Origin of the sequence: Leptospira neocaledonica, assembly GCF_002812205.1 — a bacterium.
Lineage (GTDB): Bacteria > Spirochaetota > Leptospiria > Leptospirales > Leptospiraceae > Leptospira_B > Leptospira_B neocaledonica.
This window is the reverse complement of record NZ_NPEA01000005.1, coordinates 293,569-314,037: the sequence shown is the minus strand read 5'-3', so window position 1 is coordinate 314,037 and position 20,469 is coordinate 293,569. Positions and strand designations below refer to the sequence as shown.

Sequence of the window (20,469 nt, the reverse complement as noted above, 5' to 3'; positions counted from 1 at the left end):
TCAAAGTCCTTCCGAGACTTCCTTTTCGAGTAAAGAATAGAATTCGGAATACGACATAGAAATCGTTTCTTCGCTTCCACGCTTACGCACTGCAACCGTTCCAGAATCCTTCTCCTTTTGGCCCAATACCAGAAGATAATTTGCCTTTTTTAGGATAGAATCACGAATCTTGGCACCGATCTTCTCGTTACGGAAATCAGCTTCTGCTCTAAAACCTAAATCGATTAGATTTTTCAGGATCTCGGATCCGTAATCCTGCACATTTTCGGTTACGGTTAAAACACGTATTTGGTTCGGAGAGATCCAAAGTGGGAACTTTCCTTCAAAATGTTCTATTAGGATCCCGATAAATCTTTCCAAAGAACCGTAGATGGCTCTGTGGATCATGACCGGTCTTTTTTTGGCTCCGTCCGAATCTGTATAATCCAACTCGAAACGATCCGGCATGGAGAAGTCTATCTGCACGGTTCCACATTGCCACATCCTGCCGATAGAATCCTTGATATTAAATTCTATCTTAGGTCCGTAGAATGCACCTTCTCCTTCTTTGATGGAGAATGGAATATTTCTCTTTTCCAATGCTTGCTGAAGAGCGTTGGTTGCGAATTCCCAATCTTCGTCCTTACCTTGGGATTTTTCCGGACGAGTGGCGATATACGTTTTAAATTCTTGGAATCCGAACTTCTTATACACATTAAAAGTGAAGTCTATGATATCCAATACTTCTGTTTCCAGATAATCTAAAGGAGCATAGATATGTGCATCATCTTGGGTGAAGGCTCTGACTCGGAATAGTCCGTGAAGAACTCCATGCAATTCATGACGATGTACACTTCCTAATTCGGCGAATCTAAGAGGAAGTTCCTTATAAGAATGAAGATGGTGTTTGTAAATCAAACTACAGCCAGGACAGTTCATCGGTTTTATCGCGAATTCTTCTTCGTCGATCGCGACAAAATACATGTTCTCGTTGAAGTTTTCCCAATGACCGCTCCTTCTCCATAACTCCGAGGAAAGTACAGCGGGAGTTTTGATCTCTTGGTATCCGCGTCGGGCACATTCTTTACGAATATAATCAGCTAACGCGTTCCATAGAGTGGTTCCCTTCGGATGCCAAAATGGAAATCCAGGTGCTTCCGGTTGGAAGGAGAATAGATCCATTTCTTTTCCGATCTTTCTGTGGTCCCTTTTTTTGGCCTCTTCCAATTGGAAAACATACTCGTCCAATTCCTTCTTACTCGGAAATGCAATCCCGTAAATTCGGGTTAGCATACGATTGTTTTTGTCCGCTTTCCAATAAGCACCGGAAAGTGCAGTGAGTTTGAACGCTTTCAAAAATCCGGAGCGAGGAATATGAGGTCCTCTACAAAGGTCGAACCATTCTCCCATTCCATAGATGGAAACCTTTTCGTCCGAGATCTGACCCACGATCTCAATCTTGTAGTTCTCTCCCATTTTTTCAAAAACGGAGATTGCTTCTTTTTTGTCCCAGACCTTGCGAAAAACTTCGAAGTCTGAATCCACGATCTTTTTCATCTCCGCTTCAATTTTCGGAAAATCTTCCGGAGTGATCACTGTTTCAGTGAAATCGATATCGTAATAGAAAAATCCCGGTCCGTTTTCGATGACAGGACCTACGGTTAATTTTGCATCTTTGTATAAATTCTGGACCGCCATTCCGAGCAAGTGAGCCGCAGAATGTTGGAAGGTTTCCCAGCCTTCTTTGTCTTGGAAGGTCAAAACTTCCAACTTAGGTGTGGTGTTTGGGGTAGTTGTGGAATCAATAGTCCTGCTCAGATCCAAAACGTCTGTCCCATTCAAACGGACTGCTAACGCCTTGTTCTTTAAGAACGGAAGTTGGGATTCTATAAAATCCTTATATGAGGAGCCGGCGGATGCTTCTTTGGAGCTTCCATCCGGTAAGATAAATTTGACTGATTGATTTTGAACTGACACAGCTACCCCTGCTTCCATTCCGTCGATACGCGGTTTTTTTCGCAAGCGTGTTCAAAATGAATATCTTAGGAAAAAAGATATTCATTTTGGGTAAAGATATAAGACAGATACTGTAGGAACTCCTACATGAGGGATTTCGTTGACGAAGTGGGGATTTTGTGGTAGGCGTGTAAGCGCTCTCCCACGGGCCACTCCCCCCTCCCGAAGCTGGGTGGGGGCGATCCCCAAACCAATGTAGGAGCTCCTACATTTAAAAATTTTTTGGTAATCGAATTTTGCGGGGAGGCCCCACTCGCTTCGCTCGGGTCGCGCTGCTTCGATTTCGCGCATCGCTGCCGCTTTTTTCTCACGCGAAGTCGCGAAGGCGAGAAGATTCCCCAGTTCGATATCTAATAACTTCTTATCTTTGTGGCTTTTCGTGAAACCTCTTCTTTTTGGTTCTCACGGAGAACACAGAGGTTCTGGTTCACCGCGGAAAGGATGCGAAGGGGAAGTCCGAAGGACCGAAGCGAACGCGTAGCCCGTAGCAGCCTGGTCCGAGCAAAGCGAGGAGCCGCCCAAATTTTTCCCCTTCCAGACTTGTTGGAGTTCCTACAAAATTCAAGGTGATTCCACTTGACCCTTGCCTTCGGTGCGAAAGCCTGTCCTTAATGAAAGCGTTCTTGGTTTTAGAAAACGGGGACGTATACGAAGGCGAATCCTTCGGCTACGAAACCCAGTCCGTCGGGGAAATCGTCTTTAATACTTCCATGGCGGGTTACCAGGAAATCCTCACCGATCCTTCCTACGCCAACCAAATCGTAACTCTCACTTATCCGATGATCGGGAACTATGGGATCCATCCGGAAAACATGGAATCCGGAAAGATCCAAGCTGCAGGAATGATCGTAAAAGAATATGTGGATCGTCCTTCCAACTTCAAAGCCCAAAAGACATTATCTCAATTTTTAAAAGATTATAAAATTCCTGGAATCCAAGGACTCGATACGAGAAAGTTAACTCGTTTCATTCGCACGAATGGGGCACCGAACGGCGGAATTTTCGTAGCAAACGAATACTCCGATTCTTTTTTAGCGCAAGTGAAGAAGTTTCCGGGGATCGCAGATGCAGACCTCGCGAAGGTTGTTACCACAGATAAAAAATACGAATTTGGATCAGGCGTCGGGAAAAAATATAAACTCGCTGTTTATGATTATGGCGTGAAGACAAATATTCTTCGACTCTTGGACGCGGCTGGCTTTGCAGTTTCCGTTTACCCTGCCCAAACTCCTGCTTCTGAAATTATGAAAGATGGTGTAGATGCTTTTTTCCTTTCCAACGGCCCAGGAGATCCGGCAGCTTGCACTTATGCAATCGATTCCACAAAAGCTATATTAGAAAATAATTATCCTCTTTTCGGAATCTGCTTAGGGCATCAGATCATCGGTCTAACCTTAGGTAAGAAAACCGAAAAAATGAAATTCGGCCATAGAGGCGGAAACCAACCTGTCAAAAGTTTGGAAACCGGCAAAGTGGAGATCACTTCCCAGAATCACGGCTTTGCTGTTGTGGCAGAATCTTCCGAGAAAGAACCAATCTCTTTTATTAATCTAAATGATGATACTGTAGAAGGTATTTTGAAATCAGGTTACCCTCTTCTATCGGTTCAATACCATCCGGAAAGTTCCCCTGGTCCGAACGATAGCAGGTATTTGTTTCAGAAGTTCTATGATTTAGTGGATTCGACTAAGAAGAAGTAATTTTTAAGCGAAGAAGTTCTTCGTATGTGGGAACTCCTACATGAATTTTGGTCGTGGATTTCATTGACTAAGGAAGGAATTTGTGATAGGAGTGTAAGCGCTCTCCCACGAGCCACTCCCCCCTCCCGAAGCTGGGTGGGGGCGATCCTCAAGCCAATGTAGGAACTCCTACAAGGTTTACCTTCAACTCGCTTTACTTTTTCAAATTTAGCAAAGAATCTAATTTATCAAAAGAGCCAGTCCAGCCCACTGTCATGACGGATTTTAATCCTCTAAAGGTTTGGCGTTCCGTTTCAGATGCCTCCCCGAATACTTCCCATTTCACTGTTACTTTTGTTTTCTTTCTACCTTCTTCCACGAAATTTACAGTAGTCAAAAGTATATCGGGATAAGTAGAAGCAAAAGGCGGCTTGGACAAGTTTCCATCCTTGTCACAAAAATTCTGAGTATAGATCAAAAGGTTATGAGGATTTATCTTTTTATAATGTAATTTTCCATATTTTGTAACTCCATCGGAAGTGGTCATCGACCATTGAGAAGTTCCACCTTCTTTTACTCCAACATTAATGAAGGTCATGGAAGCGCCGGCAGGGCCCAACCATTTCGAAAATTGATCTGGGTTAACCCACATTTCAAACATTGTTTTTGCATTCGTGTCAAAGGAACGACTGATAATAAAAGTGTCTTGCCCGGAAGTTTCGCCATTGAACGAACCGTTACTCGAATTTGAAGTCGCACATCCAAGTATGAGCGCGAAACTTATTAAGAATGTTAGTTGTATGATGTATTTTTGTTTCATGATAAGCCTCCTTTCATAAAGAGCATCGTGGACGACGGCTATTTGAATTTTTCCAAATACTTACCGAGGTTGCCGATATGTTGTTTGGCGCCTTCTATCGCTCCATATTTTTCATTCACTCTCTCGAGTTCTTCCTTGCTTGGGAAGATTTGTTCCATTATTAGGCTTGTACCTTCGCCCGATTCTTCGAATATAATTTTTGATTCGAAATGAACGTCCGAGTCACCTTCTCCATCACCTAAATGTTTATAATAAATATAATGAGGTTCTTTGATATTGGTGAATTGGATCTTGTTTTTATAATCATGCCCATCCGGCCCATGCATGATAAACTCCCAAAATCCGCCGTTCGTAAAATCCATACGCTTAGTAGTTAACGTAAATCCGTCTGGTCCCCACCATTCGGCAAGATGTTCCGGCATAGACCATACTTCAAAAAGAAGTTCTCTCGATACATCAAAGTATCTTTTATAAAGAACTTTGTTACCTTCAATAGTTGTTTCCACGTTATTTTTTATCACGAGCTCTCTCCTTTTTGATCTTTGATACGTATCTGTCCAATTTATCCAGATGTTTATTCCATAGATCGACTATATCCAATAACCAATCTTGCATTTCATTGATGCTTGTTCCGTTAAGACTATAGATACGCTTTTGGGCTTCCTTCTTCATATTAAGAACTTTGGAGCTCTTTAATACTTTTAGGTGATGCGAGATAGCCGGAGGGCTTATCTTAAAATTCTGTCCTATTTCGGTTGAGGTAAGTTCGCCGTTTTTGGCCACCAATCTCACGATTTCCATTCTAGTATCATCTGCAAGGGCAGCAAAAGCATTCATGAATCCATTATTTAAATTATTATTTAATTAAGTCAATGTTTAAATAATGGATTTTGAAAATAGGTTTCTCACTCTTTAAGATGAAATTTACGAGGAAATAGAAATTCAAAGAAAGTGCGAATATGGGATTAACGACGGCAATTTTGAAAAAATTGTCGATGTAGGAATTCCAACAAAAGTGGAAGGAAAAGGAGTTTATTGACGGATCGGCGAATTTGTGATAGGCGTGTAAGCGCTCTCCCACGGGCCACTCCCCCCTCCCGAAGCTGGGTGGGGGCGATCCCCAAACCAATGTAGGAATTCCTACAGTAGAGATTTCAAAACTTGAATCAGGACTCTTCGATCAGTTCCAACATTCTTTCTTTCTCTCTGGTATCTGCAGGATAACAAAGAGTTTGGTTGGCTGTAGAAGTCTGGAAGTCTTTATTCTTTCTATCTAATTCTACAATTCTATTGCGGATCTTACGAACTACGATCTGGGTTTCTTCTCTGTCTTTTCCATCCAGAACGACGACGTATTTCCCTTGGCCAACTCTGTAGCAGTAGTCCGTTTCTCCCAAATTTTCTTGGATGGATGCCCTAAGCTCTTCGCAGTAATGCGCAAAGAATCCTGCGCCCTTCATGCGGACCATTCTGGTGGCGTTTTGAACTTTGAAAACCGTAAGACTAAAAGGAGTCCCTATCTTGGAAGCTCTTGAGATTGCCTCATCTATCCTAGATTCTACAGGACTGAACGGATCCCGGAATACTGCATCTCTTTCTTCCAACATTAATAAATTGGAAAGTACGGGGGAGGCAATTTCAGAAATTCCAACTGCAGTCTCTCTATCTGTGTCCGTCCAAGGCCTTTCTGTTTCGTGAATGAATAACATTCCCACAAGCCAGTTCAGGTTTAAAAATGGAAGAATGTCGAAATCGCGCATGAGTCCGATCTCGTCATTTGACAATTGTGATAGAAGTTCAGGATTCTTTCTAAAATTTGCGATTCGAAATACGCCCGGGACGTTAGCCACAATCCCAACCAAATTAGAATCTAATCCTAATCTAAATTTTCCGGAAGTGTCAGGAGTCAGGAGGTTTGTTCCAAATACTTTATATTCTTTTCTAGTGGTTCTGTCTAAGAGCAAGAAACTCCAACGTCTAAGTCCAAGTTCTTTTTTTAATACTTCTACAAGATAGTCATAAGCCTCGTCCATATCACGGACTCCGGCCAGGTCTCTTGCAGTTGCGAGTATTCTTTCATTACTTTTGACCACTTGGTTCAGACGATCGTTCTCTTGGTGGAGGGCTTCCAGGTCCATGATCCTTCTCAAAACGGATCCAGCCATTTCTCCTACAATCTTAAGAAACTCGAGGTCTTCGATTGTATAATCTTCACCTTCTATGGTTTTGCTTAATATTATAATTCCATAAAATTCATCGTAACTACGAATCGGAACAAGCATCTCGGCTTCAGTTTTTTCCAGAATTTCTTTTTCTTTTTTTGGAGGAGAATGTTTCAAAACTTCTTTTGCATAAACCACGGAAGGAGTTTTTAATGCAGCCTGATAACATTCATCACCCACTTCTAATACCCAATCAGGGTCGGCTCCGATCCCCTGAGCCTCAACAACTCTCAACACATCGTATTCCCCATTTGTGGAAGAAAATACTACGATAGATTCGGCTCCGATCTGCCCTTGGATGGAAAAGCTTAAATTCTCGAAAAAGTTGGTAAAGTCTTTGGAAGCGGAAATCTCTTTAGAAATTTCGAATGCGGATAAATAGTTCTCTAATTTTTTACGGGAAGCAATCTGCAAATCGATTGGTAACGTTGAATAGTCGGAATCGTCATCGAATAAGAACTGAGCATTTTCAGTATCACTCTGTTCTTTATTGAAAGGACGCCCAGCTTCTTGGCTCGCTTGATTCTCTGCATCCTTAACCCAATCATCGAATGGGTCTTTAATAGCATCTGGCTTTGAAAGTCCCGGTGGAAATTTCTCTTCTTCTTTTGCTTCTTCCGCTTTGGACAATAACCCTTTGCTTGGAGTTTCCTCCGGAAGTTCTCCGAAATCTGCACCCAAATCAGAATCTTCCAATCCTAATCCGAGATCAGGATCTACTTCAAAATCTGTCCCCTCTTCCTCAGAAGAACCGAAATCCATGGAGGATAGATCGAAATCACTATTGGCTTCTTCTCCTCCAAAACTTTCTTCGCCGAAAGCAGAATCTGGAAAAGAAACTTCCGCATCCGAATTGTCTCCTGCGAAAAGTTCGCTCGAAGAGTCCGCGCCAAAATCTATATCTCCAAAATCCGCAGAAGGAGAATCAAAACTAAAATCATCTTCGGAAGAAGTGGAAACGGTTGCCGGTTCAAAGCTGGTCGGATCTTCGTAAGCAGAAGTAGCTTTCTCTTTTCTACCGCCAAAATCCATCGCTTTTTCCAAAAGCCCTTTCGCACGTAAAGCCATAGACTTTTTTAATAGAGAAGGTCTTTCTTCCCCGGAAACTGTAACCGAAGAAGTTTTGGCTCCGGATTCCAAATTTCCGGAACGGATAAGACGAGTGACCTTGTCCAGCAAACCCATCGTCAAACGCCGATTTGTTTCATTAATTTCTTATAAAGTTCGAAATAATCGGAACGAGAGAAGTCACGGATCATTTCATCCGGAAGATTTCCTAATAATTCATCCAGATAGAGAAGGATACGTTTCATCTCGTCTTGAGTAGGAGTAGTTTCACCGGACTCAGGCTCGTCCGTCGCAGCTCCTGCTTGGCGAATTTCTTCCAGAGGAGAAAGTTCATTCTCATCCGCATACTCGTCTAAAATAAAGTTTAGTTCCGGTTCAGGAGCTAGTCTTTCTATAGTCGGAACAATTTCTCCGCCTATATTTCCCGCAAAATCCAAACCTGAAATTTGGATATCGTCATCAAAGGAACCTAACGCGTTTAAGTCATTCGCTTCAGGTGGAGAAGATAATAATGAATCTAAGTCTTCGGAATCTACTTCTTGCGGAGTTTCATCCGAGAGCAAGTTTCCTAATTCGTCGTTGGATAAAGTGATCGGCTCGTCGGCTTCTTCTCCCAGATCCCAATCGGAAGGTGCAGCCACTGCATTCTCATCCGCGGTTCCAAGATCGTTCAGATCGGCAACGGGTCCGTCCCAATCTATATCATAATCGGAAGATACATCAGGAGTTCCTATATCGTCTAACTCATTAATCGGAAGTGCGATCGGCTCGTCTGAATCTTCCATCAGATCGGAAGAAACAGCTTCAACTTCGGGATCTTCTTCCAATAAATGTCCCAGTTCATCTTCGGAAAGCGCGATCGGTTCATCGGCTTCCGTATCTAAGCTGAAATCTCCGAATTCTATTGGGGCCGCGTCGTCATGTTCTTCAGGTGGAGCTCCTGCAAATATATCCGCGTCGGAAGTTTCTTCTTCTCCTGAAGATAATAGGTCTCCCAGTTCGTCGTCTGAAAGTGCAATCGGTTCGTTTTCTTCCGAATCCAATGTGGAAACTGTTTCTTCTTCGCCAGAGAGTAAGTTCCCAAGTTCATCATCTGAAAGTGCAATCGGTTCGTTATCGTCCAAGTCGGCGGAAAGATCTAAGGAAGCTCCAGTATGCTCTTCTTCCTCTTCCGTTCCGGAAGATAATAAATTTCCTAGTTCGTCGTCTGAAAGTGCAATCGGTTCATCTGCGTCTACTGGTTCGGAGAAGAAATCTTCTTCAGAAGTTTCTTCAGTTGAAAAATCAAGCGCATTCGAATCCGAAGTTCCTAAAATATCTTCGTCGCTTGCGGAAGTGAAGTCTCCTAAAGATTCTTCGAATGTTTTTTCTTCCGACTTAGTGCTGTCTTCGAAATCTCCCAGATCCAGTCCGGTATCCAGAGGATTTTCTTCTTCGCTCATTCCGAAATTATCAAAATCGGACACAGGAAGAGAAATGGATTCATCTTCTCCTCCGAATTCGTCCTTGGTTTCTTCCGGTTCGGAATCAAAATTAAAATCGCTTAGATCCAATTCGGAAGAAGAATCCGCTTCTTCCATTCCAAACTCAGATTCTGCTGTAGGAGCTCCTACAGAATCCAGATCGTCCAGTTGGATACTTTCGATTTCGTCCTCGTCTCCCGAGGATAATAAATTACCTAACTCATCGTCCGAGAGTGCGATCGGTTCGTTAGCTTCTTCCTCGATATCTACTCCAGAAGAAGTATGTTCTTCGGAAACGGAGCCCAGATCCAGATCTCCAAAATCTCCCAATTCTTCGAATGAACTTTTATTTTCAAAAGAAGCATCATCACCTTCTAAAAGATGATCCAATTCATCCGTCGAAAGTGCGATGTCCTTCTCTTCTTCACCCTCGAAATTAATATCTTCGGTTAATTCTGAAGAAGGAGTAGAAATATCGTCCCCGCCTAGATCTCCGAATCCTTCTTCTTCCAGGTTCGGACTGAAATCCTCGGCCATGATATCGTCTAACTCATGTTCGGAGAGAGAAATCGGACCTTCGTCATCTGAGATCAATTCGTCATCGTATGTTTTAGAACCCGAATCTTCCGGTGCGGAAACTTCTTCCTCGTCCATGGTGAAGTCAGCAAGATTGGAACCTATATCAATATTATGTAATTCGTCGTCTGAAAGTGAGATCGGTGTCTCATCATCCAGGTCCCCATCGGAGAGTCCCACTACCTCGTCTTGGTCGGAAGATTCTCCCCCCCAATCGAATGGCTGGTCGTCTGAATGGAATGCGGAAGAAGGAATATCTCCAGGCTGAGAGAAATCTCCCAAATCCAAGGAGCCTAAGTCTCCGAATGCTTCCTCATGATTTTCGGGAGCAGGAGAAGAAACGGAAGGAGCAGAATCTCTCCAAGAAGGGGCGGCAGAAGATGATGTCGGGGGAGAATTCAAATCATCGTCGATATCCAGAAGTCTATCGATCTCAGCATCGATCATAGGATCAGTGAGTTCGAAATCGAAGTCTTCGTCCAGATGTACGGACTCGTCTAGTTGGCTTAGGTCGGAACCAAAATCCGTTTCTTCCGGTTCGAAACTAGGAATATCGTCCGGATAATCATCTCCGGAAGAAGCGAGTAATTCCTCGAAGCCTTCACTATCAGGAGAATCTCCCGGAACGGAATCGAAATTAAAATCGGAGGAGTCGCCGTCACTCGCCAAGAGAGAATCTATTTCGTCCAAGCTCATTTCACTCGGATCAAAATCCTCTCCATTTCCGGCTGGAAACCCCTCTCCCTCGTCTATCGTAAAATCGTCCGCCATGCTTCCTACAGTATGCTAAAAATCCGTCTCTCTAATTCGGAGGATCTCCTAACTTGTAGGAAATACAATCCGAAAATATTCCGAGACAATCCCCTTATATTAGAAGACCTTTTCTCTTACACTGGGAACTTCTTCGGCCGTAACCGATAGAAGTGTCCCTTAATAATTTTCGGAATTTGGAACCCCTAAATATTAGCGGGAAGCCGCTAAAATTCGGGTTTTTGCTTTTAAGACGAGAGTATTTTTCTCGGTGGAGGCAGGAAGAGCTTCCGCTTCTTCTAGGGCTTTTTGGGCGGCGGCCAGGTCGATATCTTCTTTCAAGCTACCGTGGTCCGTCAAAATTGTAACTTTATTGTCTCTTACTTCGAAAAACCCGCCTTCGATTGCGGCGATTTTGGTTTTAGATCCTTGTCGGACTTCCAACACGCCGATCCCGAGCAGGGAGACAAGAGCGGTATGGCCCGGATACACTCCGAAAAACCCTTCGCTTCCAGGTACGACGATGCTGTCCGCATCGCCGTGGAAGAGTAGTTTTTCTGGAGAGATTACCGATACGTCTAGCTTGGCTGCCATCGATTATGCTCTCAGGTTTTTGGACTTCTCGATCGCGTCTTCTATGGTTCCTACCATGTAGAAGGCTTGTTCTGGAAGGTGGTCACAATTTCCGGCAATCAGTTCTTTGAAAGAACGAACTGTGTCGGAAAGTTTTACGTATTTTCCAGGAGATCCTGTGAATACTTCCGCTACGTGGAAAGGCTGAGAAAGGAATTTCTCGATCTTTCTTGCACGTGCTACTAGAACCTTATCGTCTTCGGAAAGTTCGTCCATACCAAGGATCGCGATAATATCTTGAAGATCTTTATAACGCTGAAGAATCCTTTGCACCTCACGAGCAACACCGTAGTGTTCCGCCCCCAGAACTTCTGCGTTCATTACGCGGGAAGTAGAGTCAAGTGGGTCAACCGCAGGATAAATCCCTTTATCAGAGATCGCACGAGAAAGAACCGTAGTTGCATCCAAGTGAGCAAACGCGTTTGCAGGAGCAGGGTCAGTCAAGTCGTCCGCAGGAACGTAAATCGCCTGAACAGAAGTAATAGATCCTTTACGAGTGGAAGTAATACGCTCTTGAAGAGCACCCATTTCTGTAGAAAGAGTCGGCTGATATCCTACCGCAGAAGGCATACGTCCAAGTAGAGCGGACACTTCCGATCCCGCTTGGGAGAAACGGAAGATGTTGTCTACGAAGAGTAATACGTCTGTTCCAATAGAATCGCGGAAATGTTCCGCCATTGTAAGAGCAGAAAGAGCAACACGAAGACGAGCACCAGGAGGCTCGTTCATCTGACCATAACAAAGTACAGTCTTGTTGATAACTCCGGATTCTTTCATCTCTCTCCAGAGGTCGTTTCCTTCTCTGGTTCTTTCACCAACACCCGCGAATACGGAAAATCCACCGTGTTGTTTCGCGATATTATTGATCAACTCTTGGATAAGAACTGTCTTACCTACTCCGGCTCCTCCGAAGAGTCCGGTCTTTCCACCTTTGATATAAGGAGCGAGAAGGTCGATAACCTTGATTCCTGTTTCGAATACTTCCGTTTTAGGAGAAAGATCCTCGTAACCAGGAGCGGCTCTATGAATAGGCTTACGTTCTTTCACTTGGATCGGAGCGCCTTCATCAACCGGCTCTCCGAGAACGTTAAAAATTCTTCCGAGGGTCACGTCCCCAACCGGAACGGAGATAGGAGCCCCGGTATCGGAAACTTCCTGTCCTCTAACAAGTCCGTCAGTGGAAGAAAGAGCGATCGCTCTTACTGCGCTACCACCGATATGCTGTTGCACTTCGGCGATAATTTTTTCCTTTTTGCCTTCTACAATCGCGTCGATTTCAAGCGCGTTAAAAATTTCGGGCAGATGTCCGGACTCGAATTCGATATCCAAAACGGATCCGATGATTTGTTTTACTTTACCTTTGCTCATCCAAGTACTCCAATACCAGAACTAGTTTAGCGAGTCCGCACCCGCTACGATCTCCGAGATCTCCTGAGTGATCTTCGCCTGACGGATACGGTTGTAACCGCGGGTCAGAAGTTTGATCATCTCGGAGGCCGCGTCCGTTGCGGATTTCATGGCCACGCGCTTTGCGATCTGCTCGGAACAATTCGCTTCCAAGATCGCTTTTAAAAATGCAGTTTTTACAACTAAAGGAAGAAGTGATTCCAGAATATCTGCCGGGCTCGGCTCGTATAGAACATTGGAACCAATATTAGCTTCTCCTTGCGCTTCGAACGGAAGAACCTTAGTAATATCAGGCTCTTGGTTTGCAGAAGAATGATAAACTGTGGAGATAATTTCCACTGCATCCACTTCTTCTCTTGCAAATAGATCCAAGAAGAAGTCTGCAAACTCTTCCGCTTCCTTGTAACCGGACTTGTCGTCGATATGAGTATAGGATTTTTCTATTTTCTCTTTTGCGAATTGGAAATAGGAAATTCCCTTCTTACCTACGACAAAAAGTCGAACGTTTACGCCCTGATCTTTCAGCTCTTGGATGCGAGTTTTCGCCAAACGGATCGTCTTGGAGTTATATCCTCCGCAAAGACCTCTGTTCGCAGTGATCACAAGAAGAGCGATCGAACGGATCGTATTCGGTTTTCTTAAATAAGGACTTTTTACTACGGAAGCCAGGGATGCGAGCGCCCCTACCAATTCCTTAATTTTATTAGAGAATGGATGAGACGCATTCACCCGATCACTCAACTTTTTGGATTTAGCCGTAGCGACCATTTCCATAGTTCGAGTGATCTTCCGAGTGTTCTTAACGGAGCTGATCCGTTTCTTTATTTCCCTGGGTGTAGCCAAGATTTTTCTCCGCTTACTTCAGGTTCCTAACAAAGTCGGCTGCGATAGAGGCGATTACCTCTCCCAGTTTTCCTTCGTCCGAAATTTTCTTTTCAGTGCGGATTGCGTTCAACACTTCAGGTTGTTGGGTGCGAAGAACATTCAATAGATGTGCTCCGAACTCTCTAACCTTAGGAACTGGAACCTTGTCCATATGTCCTCTGGTTACCGCGAAAATTTCGACTACTTGCTCTTCTACAGGATAAGGGCTGGAAACAGGTTGTTTCAACATCTCAACGATACGATATCCTCTGTCCAACTGAGCTTGAGTTACCGGATCTAAGTCGGTTCCGAGCTGAGCGAATGCTTCTAACTCTCTGAACTGAGCTAATTCCAGTTTCATTTTTCCTGCAACTTGTTTCATCGCTTTGATCTGAGCGGCAGATCCTACACGAGATACGGAGATACCCACATCCACTGCAGGACGAACCCCAGATGCGAATAAGTTGGATTGCAAGTAAATCTGACCGTCAGTGATGGAAATCACGTTAGTCGGAATATAAGCGGAAACCTCACCTTCTTGGGTTTCGATGATAGGAAGCGCAGTTAAGGAACCTGCTCCGTATTTTTCGTCCAATTTGGCGGCTCTTTCTAATAAGCGAGAGTGAAGATAGAATACGTCTCCAGGATAAGCTTCGCGGCCCGGAGGTCTACGAAGAAGAAGACACATTTGGCGATAAGCAACCGCTTGTTTTGATAAGTCATCATAAACAACTAAGGTAGCTTTTTTCTCGTTATACATGAAGTATTCCGCGAAAGAACATCCAGAATAAGGAGCGATATATTGCAGAGGAGCAGGATCAGCAGCAGTTGCGGAAACCACGATAGTGTAATCGAGAGCTCCAACCGCTTTTAGTTTTTCCACGATAGTCGCTACAGTGGAAGCTTTTTGTCCGATCGCTACGTAAACGCAGATAACTCCGGAACCTTTTTGGTTGATGATCGTATCCAGAGCGATGGAAGTTTTACCAGTTCCACGGTCTCCGATGATCAACTCCCTTTGTCCACGGCCTATCGGGATCATTGCGTCGATACTTTTGATACCGGTCTGAAGAGGCTCTTCCACCGGTTGTCTTTTAGAAATACCAGGAGCAGGACTCTCTACCGCGCGGGTATGTTTTGCATTGATTGGGCCTTTACCGTCAACAGGCTCTCCGAGTGGGTTCACCACACGTCCAAGCAATTCAGGACCAACTGGAACTTCCAAAATTTTGCTGGTTCTCTTAACGGAGAAACCTTCTTTGATGTTCTTATAATCTCCGTAGATGATCACACCCACAGAATTGTCTTCTAAGTTGAATGCCTGACCGCGAACTCCGTTTTGGAATTCTACAAGTTCTCCGGCCATCACGTTTCTAAGGCCAAAAACTCGAGCGATACCGTCCCCTACTTCCAGAACAGTTCCGACTTCTTCGACACCCAGATCTTTTTTATAATTTAAAATTTCCTGTTTGAGGACCGACGTAATTTCGTCTGTTTTAATTTTCATACACCACTCCGACCGGTAATTTGCTGTCCAGCAAGGTTTGCCTTACTTTCTTAAGTTGGCTTTTCATGGAAGAATCGATCGCCAAGTCTTGGAATCTGACCACGAAACCTCCGAGAAGGCTCGGATCTTCACTTGATTCCAAGATGAATTCCGATTTGAATTTTTCTTTTAATACTTCACGTAATTTGGCGAGAGAAGCCTCATCCAATAACGGATAACTTCTGACTTTCGCGCGAACTCTTCCTGCTTTACGATCCAGTTCTTCTTTTAAGGCTTCGTGAATCTCGGAAAGAAATGAAAATCTTCCCCTACGAAGAAGCACCTGTAAAAAATTCAGAGTGATTTCCGAAATTTTGCCCTGGAAGGTCTTTAATAGAACAGCTTCCTTATCTTCCTTTTTAACGGAAGGGGTATCGAAAAAATCGCGGAACTGTGGCTCTATCTGAAAAATACTTACGATAGAATCCAATTCCTGTTCGGCTTCTTCCGGAGAAGAACTAGCGTCCGCAAATGCGGCCGCGTATGTTTTTGGGATCGCAGAATAGCTCATTTGTTACGCGCTCAGTTTCTTGATCTTGCCTAACTCGTTCTCGATAAAGGACTTATAGTCGTCCGCTTTTAACTGTTTCTCCAGAACCAATCCTGCGACTTGAACGGTCATGTCTACGATCTGTCCTTGGAGTTCTGCCAATGCTTTGGATTTTGCGAGTTCGATATCTTTCAGTGCAGTATCTTTAAGAGCCTTCACTTCTTTCGAAGCATCATCCAATAGTTTGTTTTTCAGGTTAGTAGCGTCCGATTTGGCTTCCGCTACGATTCCGTTAGCTTGGTCTTTTGCTTGTGCGATTCTTGTTTCATAATCTTTCAGCAGAGCTTCCGCCTCGGAACGTACGTCAGCAGCCTTACGAATATCGTTTTGGATGGTCTCAGCTCTTTCATCCAGAGCTTTGAGGATCACATCCCAAGCGAAAACTTTAAGGATAATGACGACTATCGTGAAGGTAATCAGGGTCCAAATGATCAGACCCGGATTAACGTCTAATAGTGCGCCTAATCCCCTGTCAGCTGCCAAGAGAAACAAGATTATTTACCTTCAGCCGGTGCAGAAACTTCAGTTTTAGCAGCAGATGCTTTGGTAACTGCTGTATTCAAAGTTCCACCTGCGAGGAACGCAATAACGATTGCGAACAGAGCCGCACCTTCGATAAGGGCTGCAGAGATGATCATCGCAGTTTGGATTTTTCCAGCTGCATCAGGTTGACGGCTGATTCCTTCAGCAGCAGAGCCACCGATTCTTCCGATTCCGAGTCCTGCGCCTAAAATAGCGAGTCCAGCTGCGATTCCTACTCCGATGTATCCTAGTCCGAATTCCATTGTACTATATTCTCCTATTTGAAATCAAAACGCTTATAATTAAAATTAGTGCCTATGCATACTCGAGCCCACGAAGAGCGAGGTTAGAAGAGCGAAAACGTAAGCCTGTAAGAAGGCCACGAACAATTCTAAGAAATAGATCGCAGTCGCTCCGAAAACCGAGATCGGCGCCACTCCCCAAGATTGGAATTGGAAAATAAATCCGAGTAACGCTAAGATGATTACGTGTCCTGCTGTCATGTTCGCTAAAAGACGCACAGTGAGTGCGAATGCTTTAGCAAGTGGAGAAATAATGAACTCCAACGGCCACATCAGTAGATATAGAGGTGCAGGAACTCCATTCGGAACCGAATGGATAATGAACTTCGGTCCTTGGTAAATAAATCCAGTTCCGTAGATCAAAAGTAAAGTGATGAGTGCGAGAGTAACAGTAACCGAAACATCACCCGTTACGGTAATACCGTTCCAAACTTTTGCGATCCAGATAGGTTCATGATGACCTGAGTCCGCATGCGCGGATGCCGGAACTTCTTCTCCTGCGTTAACAGATTCTATCCCGAGTTGGATCACCTCTCCTACAGGAGGAATAAGTCCCATCAAGTTACAGAATAGGATGAAGAAGAATAATGTAAAAATATAATGATAATAAGAATGTCCGTGACCGTCCGTATTTGCGTCCACCACATCCTTTTTTAGGAAGCTTATGAAAGCCTCTACAGCGTTCGCGAATCTACTTTGTATCTTTAAAGGATTTTTTGCGATCAGCCGAGCGGCAGGAATAAATACGATGAGAAGAAGTAGGGAGACAATCCACATCATCGTAACACGACGAGTGATATGTAGATCAATTCCTCCCACAAAATGGAATCTATGTCCGGTAGAATGATCTACAAAAATGTTTTCTGCATGAGGATCAAAACCTTCATGGCCTTCGTAAACTTTGGTTCCGCCAACATTGAAAGGAAACTCAGCATGATCCATCAAGTGGTGAACCAGCACCTCGTTCAGATCGAAAGGTTTGGAAGCTTCGCCCTCGGAGGCAAATAATGGAAGTGAGAACAATAATAATGCGGTTGCTAAGATTTGTTTCAACATACTTGTAAAGGATCCTCTCGTATACGACAGGAAGGAAGAGTTTTGGGAGCACCATCCCAGGGTTCTATTTCCCGCAAAGTACCTTTAAAACGTTCTTTAAGGCGTTTTAAGGGGTCACCTTGCGAATACCAATATTAAAAGGTTGGCGAAATGGGCAATAAAAAAACCGATCACAAAACCTTCACGTTCGCCTCTCCAGATAAACAGTACTAAAACGGCTAAATGAATAAAAAAAGACAGAACAGTCGTTCCAAATTGGATCGAAAAACCTTCTTTGGAATGTTTCCAAAGTAGATAAAATCTAAAATTATAAAGAAGCAACGATACTAAAAGAGATATTACAATTCCCTTCCAAAAGCCCGGGTCGGGAACCTCGTAGAACCTGTACCATAATCCGAAGATTATAAGAAGTAGAACAAAACCTAAATAATACTTTTTAGGTTGTAATAAACCATCAGAGTCCTTCATTCCCAAAAGACCGAGTTTAGTCCTTTTTGTCGAATTGGGAAACTCTCATGAGAAGATAATAAATCCCGTAGCCGAATCCGAATATTGCCCCGAATAAGATCCCAAAAGGAGACCAACCGAAACGTCCATCCAGATACCTTCCTATAAAAACGGAAGCTATGATAATAAAAGCGAACTCTGTCCCGACACTTGCAAGCTGCCAAGGGGAAGTATCCTTCTTTTCGGGAGGTTTTTGATCCGGTTCGCTCATATTTATTCTAATACGGTTCCGATACGATACCAACGGACCTGCATTCTAGGAATTCTATAGAATATAGTGCTCTTGAACCAGTTCATATTAGAACCGATATCTCCACATTTGGATCTAAATTCTTCCGGATCGTATTTTTGTGCAGAGTCGCCATTCATTCCAAGATCTTCTGCACTTTTGTATGCGCACACATGATCCTTCCAGTTGATGGAGAAGTAGATGAGCGCCGCTTTTCCGAGTATATTGTCCCGAGGAACAAATCCCCAGAATCTGGAGTCGGAAGAATTTGTGCGATTGTCTCCCATCATCATATAATGATCATCCGGAATTACACAACCTGTGACTTGGAAACATTCCGCATCTTTGAACTCGTGCGTATAAGGACGAGTATTCCCTTCGATCACATAATGTTCGAAGCCGGGTTTCTGTTCTTTAAATAGATAATATTGGACTGCTGCATCGTCATCCAGGTCATCGAATAAATTTCTCTTTTCTTCATCCTTAAAATCGTAAGCGGAGAAGTTGGTACTTCCTTTTTCCATGTATTCTATTTTGCCATAGACTGTAGGAAATCCATCTCTCTCATGTAGGACCTTTACGATTCGGATCCTGTCTCCTGGAAGACCGATCACTCTTTTTACGAATCTTTTGGGAAACCAGCCTTCCTTCTCCTCAGGTGAAACGGCTCCATCAGGAGGGATGAAGGTTACGATATCTCCTCTTTTAGGATCATCGTATCTTTTGAGCTCGATGTCCGTAAAGGGAAGTCGAAGAGAATATCTCATCTTATTTACGAACAGAAAATCCCCTATCTTAAGAGTTGGGAGCATGGATCCCGAGGGAATATTGTTCGCATCCAATACCGAGGATTTAAAAGCTAAAACTAATAAAACGATAAAAAAGAAGGAGAGAGTGGAATCTACGGATTCTTCTCCAAATATTTCCTGGATCCAAGTAGGAAGTTTTTTCAAAAAGGTACTGCCCTTCGGCTGGCTCATAGGCCTATTGATACAGGATCGGTATTTCCCGTCAATTCGGAAGACTGAAAACCCATTTCCCCTTCAGATTCGTATGGGAGAATACAGGGTCCATGGAGGAAAATTGTTACATACCACCAGTTTCAGTAACGAGAATGATTTCTGCTATCTTATCTAGACAGAATTTCTCCACTCCGCCTCCACCCGCGTCGAAATAGTGAGGATTATCTCTGACAACAAAACAATCTTCTCCATCCGACTCAATACAAGCATTGGTTTGGGCAACACAAAAGAAGTAACTTACTACAGGATTATCTTTTTCCTTTTTTTCGCCCTGGATCTTTTCAATAACCACTTTGGAACAATGGGAAAAAACGGAACAAATCCCAAATAATAGTAATAATTTATATCTCATAAAAATTTCTTATTACAGAAAACGGTATCTAAAAGACCCCTCCAAAAGGTTAAAATTTTCAAAAATCCTTACTCTTTTTTAGAAACAGACGATACTAGGAATGTGAAAGAGCAGATAGACCGCAAAATTATCGAACTTCGCCGCCACCTGATTTCCCTGAAACAGAGCTATCCTATCGTAGGATTGAAAGGGGGCACGGAAACGGAAGATATGGATTCTGATGAAATCCGAGCGCTTCATATCGTGGCCAAAGATTTAGTTCCGGTCACTGTTAAGATCGGCGGACCAGAAGCAAGGACCGATATCCGTATGCTTGTAAAAGAAGAAATCGAAGGAATTTCCGCCCCGATGATAGAATCTTCTTACGCTCTCAAAAATTTTATTTCTACTCTTAAAAGTATGCTAAGCCCCGTGACTTTTTCCAAGGTCACTAAGGCGATCAACCTGGAGACGATCACAGGTTATAAAAATTTATTAGAGATCGCAGACTCGAGCGCATTCGATGACTTAGATCAAGTGACTGCTGCAAGATCGGATCTTTCCGCGTCTATGGGCATGATCCCAGATGATAAAGAAGTGATGAAAGTCACACGCACCATCATTGCTATTTCCAAAGACAGAGGCAAAAAAACTTCTGTGGGTGGAACGATCACAAAACAAAATTTCAGAAAGATTGCTGAAGAAATCCGTCCGGACAAGATTAACTCCAGACATGTTTGTGTAGATGCAATGAAATCTTTGGAAAAATTTCCGGAAGAAGTAGCAGAAGTTATGCTCCAATTCGAGATCGAATTGTACGATTTATTTTCTCTTTTAAAACCTGAGAAGGCTTACGGTTATAAGAATAGAATGGAAACCAATCGGGAAAGGATCGGATCCAGAAAGGTTCTCTATTCCATTCGGTAA

General features: G+C 43.5%; 20 protein-coding genes. 2 read left to right on the top strand and 18 right to left on the bottom strand.

What is annotated here, in order from left to right; genetic code table 11:
* A complete protein-coding gene (thrS, locus tag CH365_RS10630) occupies positions 1-1,974 on the bottom strand; it encodes a threonine--tRNA ligase (RefSeq protein ID WP_100768544.1) in 1,974 nt (657 codons plus the stop codon).
* 632 nt (positions 1,975-2,606) lie between these two features.
* Between thrS and carA the strand changes: the two genes are divergently transcribed.
* Positions 2,607-3,695, top strand: coding sequence for a glutamine-hydrolyzing carbamoyl-phosphate synthase small subunit (gene carA / locus CH365_RS10625; protein ID WP_100768543.1), 1,089 nt, complete (start codon positions 2,607-2,609; stop codon positions 3,693-3,695).
* A 193-nt stretch (positions 3,696-3,888) separates the two neighbouring features.
* Here the strand turns inward: carA and CH365_RS10620 are convergent, their stop codons facing one another.
* The 17 genes from CH365_RS10620 to CH365_RS10540 form a co-directional block, all read right to left on the bottom strand.
* On the bottom strand, positions 3,889-4,494 hold the full coding sequence (locus tag CH365_RS10620) for an SRPBCC family protein (protein WP_100768542.1): 606 nt from the start codon (positions 4,492-4,494) through the stop codon (positions 3,889-3,891).
* Between the two features lie 38 nt (positions 4,495-4,532).
* Positions 4,533-5,015, bottom strand: coding sequence for an SRPBCC family protein (locus CH365_RS10615; protein WP_100768541.1), 483 nt, complete (start codon positions 5,013-5,015; stop codon positions 4,533-4,535).
* Positions 5,002-5,331, bottom strand: a complete 330-nt coding sequence (locus CH365_RS10610; RefSeq protein ID WP_100768540.1) for an ArsR/SmtB family transcription factor — start codon at positions 5,329-5,331, stop codon at positions 5,002-5,004. The genes CH365_RS10615 and CH365_RS10610 overlap by 14 nt, the downstream gene beginning before the upstream one ends.
* Positions 5,332-5,660: 329 nt before the next feature.
* Complete coding sequence (locus CH365_RS10605; protein ID WP_100768539.1) at positions 5,661-7,901, bottom strand: GAF domain-containing protein; 2,241 nt, start codon at positions 7,899-7,901, stop codon at positions 5,661-5,663.
* A gap of 2 nt (positions 7,902-7,903) precedes the next feature.
* The gene (locus CH365_RS10600) at positions 7,904-10,594 is read right to left on the bottom strand and encodes a hypothetical protein (protein ID WP_100768538.1); all 2,691 of its coding nucleotides are present in this window, start codon (positions 10,592-10,594) and stop codon (positions 7,904-7,906) included.
* A 192-nt stretch (positions 10,595-10,786) separates the two neighbouring features.
* Positions 10,787-11,167 (bottom strand): ATP synthase F1 subunit epsilon, encoded by a 381-nt coding sequence (gene atpC, locus CH365_RS10595; RefSeq protein ID WP_100768537.1) that lies wholly within the window; start codon positions 11,165-11,167, stop codon positions 10,787-10,789.
* 3 nt (positions 11,168-11,170) lie between these two features.
* Positions 11,171-12,574, bottom strand: coding sequence for a F0F1 ATP synthase subunit beta (gene atpD, locus CH365_RS10590; RefSeq protein WP_100768536.1), 1,404 nt, complete (start codon positions 12,572-12,574; stop codon positions 11,171-11,173).
* A 21-nt stretch (positions 12,575-12,595) separates the two neighbouring features.
* Positions 12,596-13,456 (bottom strand): ATP synthase F1 subunit gamma, encoded by an 861-nt coding sequence (gene atpG, locus CH365_RS10585; RefSeq protein WP_100768535.1) that lies wholly within the window; start codon positions 13,454-13,456, stop codon positions 12,596-12,598.
* A 13-nt stretch (positions 13,457-13,469) separates the two neighbouring features.
* Positions 13,470-14,984: a F0F1 ATP synthase subunit alpha gene (gene atpA, locus CH365_RS10580; RefSeq protein ID WP_100768534.1), complete on the bottom strand. Its 1,515-nt coding sequence runs from the start codon at positions 14,982-14,984 to the stop codon at positions 13,470-13,472.
* A complete protein-coding gene (gene atpH, locus CH365_RS10575; protein ID WP_100768533.1) occupies positions 14,974-15,534 on the bottom strand; it encodes an ATP synthase F1 subunit delta in 561 nt (186 codons plus the stop codon). Before atpH ends, atpA begins: the two co-directional genes overlap by 11 nt.
* Before the next feature lie 3 nt (positions 15,535-15,537).
* Positions 15,538-16,065 carry a F0F1 ATP synthase subunit B gene (locus tag CH365_RS10570; protein ID WP_100768532.1) on the bottom strand — a complete coding sequence of 176 codons (528 nt, stop codon included), beginning with the start codon at positions 16,063-16,065 and terminating at the stop codon, positions 15,538-15,540.
* A 2-nt stretch (positions 16,066-16,067) separates the two neighbouring features.
* On the bottom strand, positions 16,068-16,358 hold the full coding sequence (gene atpE, locus CH365_RS10565) for an ATP synthase F0 subunit C (protein ID WP_100768531.1): 291 nt from the start codon (positions 16,356-16,358) through the stop codon (positions 16,068-16,070).
* 45 nt (positions 16,359-16,403) lie between these two features.
* Positions 16,404-17,453: a F0F1 ATP synthase subunit A gene (gene atpB / locus CH365_RS10560; protein ID WP_100768530.1), complete on the bottom strand. Its 1,050-nt coding sequence runs from the start codon at positions 17,451-17,453 to the stop codon at positions 16,404-16,406.
* A gap of 114 nt (positions 17,454-17,567) precedes the next feature.
* Entirely contained in the window at positions 17,568-17,921 is a 354-nt protein-coding gene (locus CH365_RS10555) for a hypothetical protein (RefSeq protein ID WP_100768529.1), read from the bottom strand.
* A 16-nt stretch (positions 17,922-17,937) separates the two neighbouring features.
* Entirely contained in the window at positions 17,938-18,171 is a 234-nt protein-coding gene (locus CH365_RS10550; RefSeq protein WP_100768528.1) for an AtpZ/AtpI family protein, read from the bottom strand.
* Positions 18,172-18,173: 2 nt separating this feature from the next.
* On the bottom strand, positions 18,174-19,169 hold the full coding sequence (gene lepB / locus CH365_RS10545; RefSeq protein WP_244283118.1) for a signal peptidase I: 996 nt from the start codon (positions 19,167-19,169) through the stop codon (positions 18,174-18,176).
* Between the two features lie 106 nt (positions 19,170-19,275).
* The gene (locus CH365_RS10540; protein WP_244283117.1) at positions 19,276-19,563 is read right to left on the bottom strand and encodes a hypothetical protein; all 288 of its coding nucleotides are present in this window, start codon (positions 19,561-19,563) and stop codon (positions 19,276-19,278) included.
* Positions 19,564-19,665: 102 nt separating this feature from the next.
* Between CH365_RS10540 and CH365_RS10535 the strand changes: the two genes are divergently transcribed.
* Positions 19,666-20,469 (top strand): aldolase/citrate lyase family protein, encoded by an 804-nt coding sequence (locus CH365_RS10535; protein ID WP_100768527.1) that lies wholly within the window; start codon positions 19,666-19,668, stop codon positions 20,467-20,469.

What these genes read in the sequence shown, in the direction of transcription:
- atpH (WP_100768533.1), bottom strand. Translation starts at nt 15,534, where the DNA reads ATGAGCTATTCTGCGATCCCAAAAACATACGCGGCCGCATTTGCGGAC.
- atpB (WP_100768530.1), bottom strand. Translation starts at nt 17,453, where the DNA reads ATGTTGAAACAAATCTTAGCAACCGCATTATTATTGTTCTCACTTCCA.
- CH365_RS10555 (WP_100768529.1), bottom strand. Translation starts at nt 17,921, where the DNA reads ATGAAGGACTCTGATGGTTTATTACAACCTAAAAAGTATTATTTAGGT.
- lepB (WP_244283118.1), bottom strand. Translation starts at nt 19,169, where the DNA reads ATGAGCCAGCCGAAGGGCAGTACCTTTTTGAAAAAACTTCCTACTTGG.
- CH365_RS10620 (WP_100768542.1), bottom strand. Translation starts at nt 4,494, where the DNA reads ATGAAACAAAAATACATCATACAACTAACATTCTTAATAAGTTTCGCG.
- atpA (WP_100768534.1), bottom strand. Translation starts at nt 14,984, where the DNA reads ATGAAAATTAAAACAGACGAAATTACGTCGGTCCTCAAACAGGAAATT.
- CH365_RS10610 (WP_100768540.1), bottom strand. Translation starts at nt 5,331, where the DNA reads ATGAATGCTTTTGCTGCCCTTGCAGATGATACTAGAATGGAAATCGTG.
- carA (WP_100768543.1), top strand. Translation starts at nt 2,607, where the DNA reads ATGAAAGCGTTCTTGGTTTTAGAAAACGGGGACGTATACGAAGGCGAA.
- atpD (WP_100768536.1), bottom strand. Translation starts at nt 12,574, where the DNA reads ATGAGCAAAGGTAAAGTAAAACAAATCATCGGATCCGTTTTGGATATC.
- CH365_RS10600 (WP_100768538.1), bottom strand. Translation starts at nt 10,594, where the DNA reads ATGGCGGACGATTTTACGATAGACGAGGGAGAGGGGTTTCCAGCCGGA.
- CH365_RS10550 (WP_100768528.1), bottom strand. Translation starts at nt 18,171, where the DNA reads ATGAGCGAACCGGATCAAAAACCTCCCGAAAAGAAGGATACTTCCCCT.
- CH365_RS10605 (WP_100768539.1), bottom strand. Translation starts at nt 7,901, where the DNA reads ATGGGTTTGCTGGACAAGGTCACTCGTCTTATCCGTTCCGGAAATTTG.
- thrS (WP_100768544.1), bottom strand. Translation starts at nt 1,974, where the DNA reads ATGGAAGCAGGGGTAGCTGTGTCAGTTCAAAATCAATCAGTCAAATTT.
- CH365_RS10540 (WP_244283117.1), bottom strand. Translation starts at nt 19,563, where the DNA reads ATGAGATATAAATTATTACTATTATTTGGGATTTGTTCCGTTTTTTCC.
- atpE (WP_100768531.1), bottom strand. Translation starts at nt 16,358, where the DNA reads ATGGAATTCGGACTAGGATACATCGGAGTAGGAATCGCAGCTGGACTC.
- atpC (WP_100768537.1), bottom strand. Translation starts at nt 11,167, where the DNA reads ATGGCAGCCAAGCTAGACGTATCGGTAATCTCTCCAGAAAAACTACTC.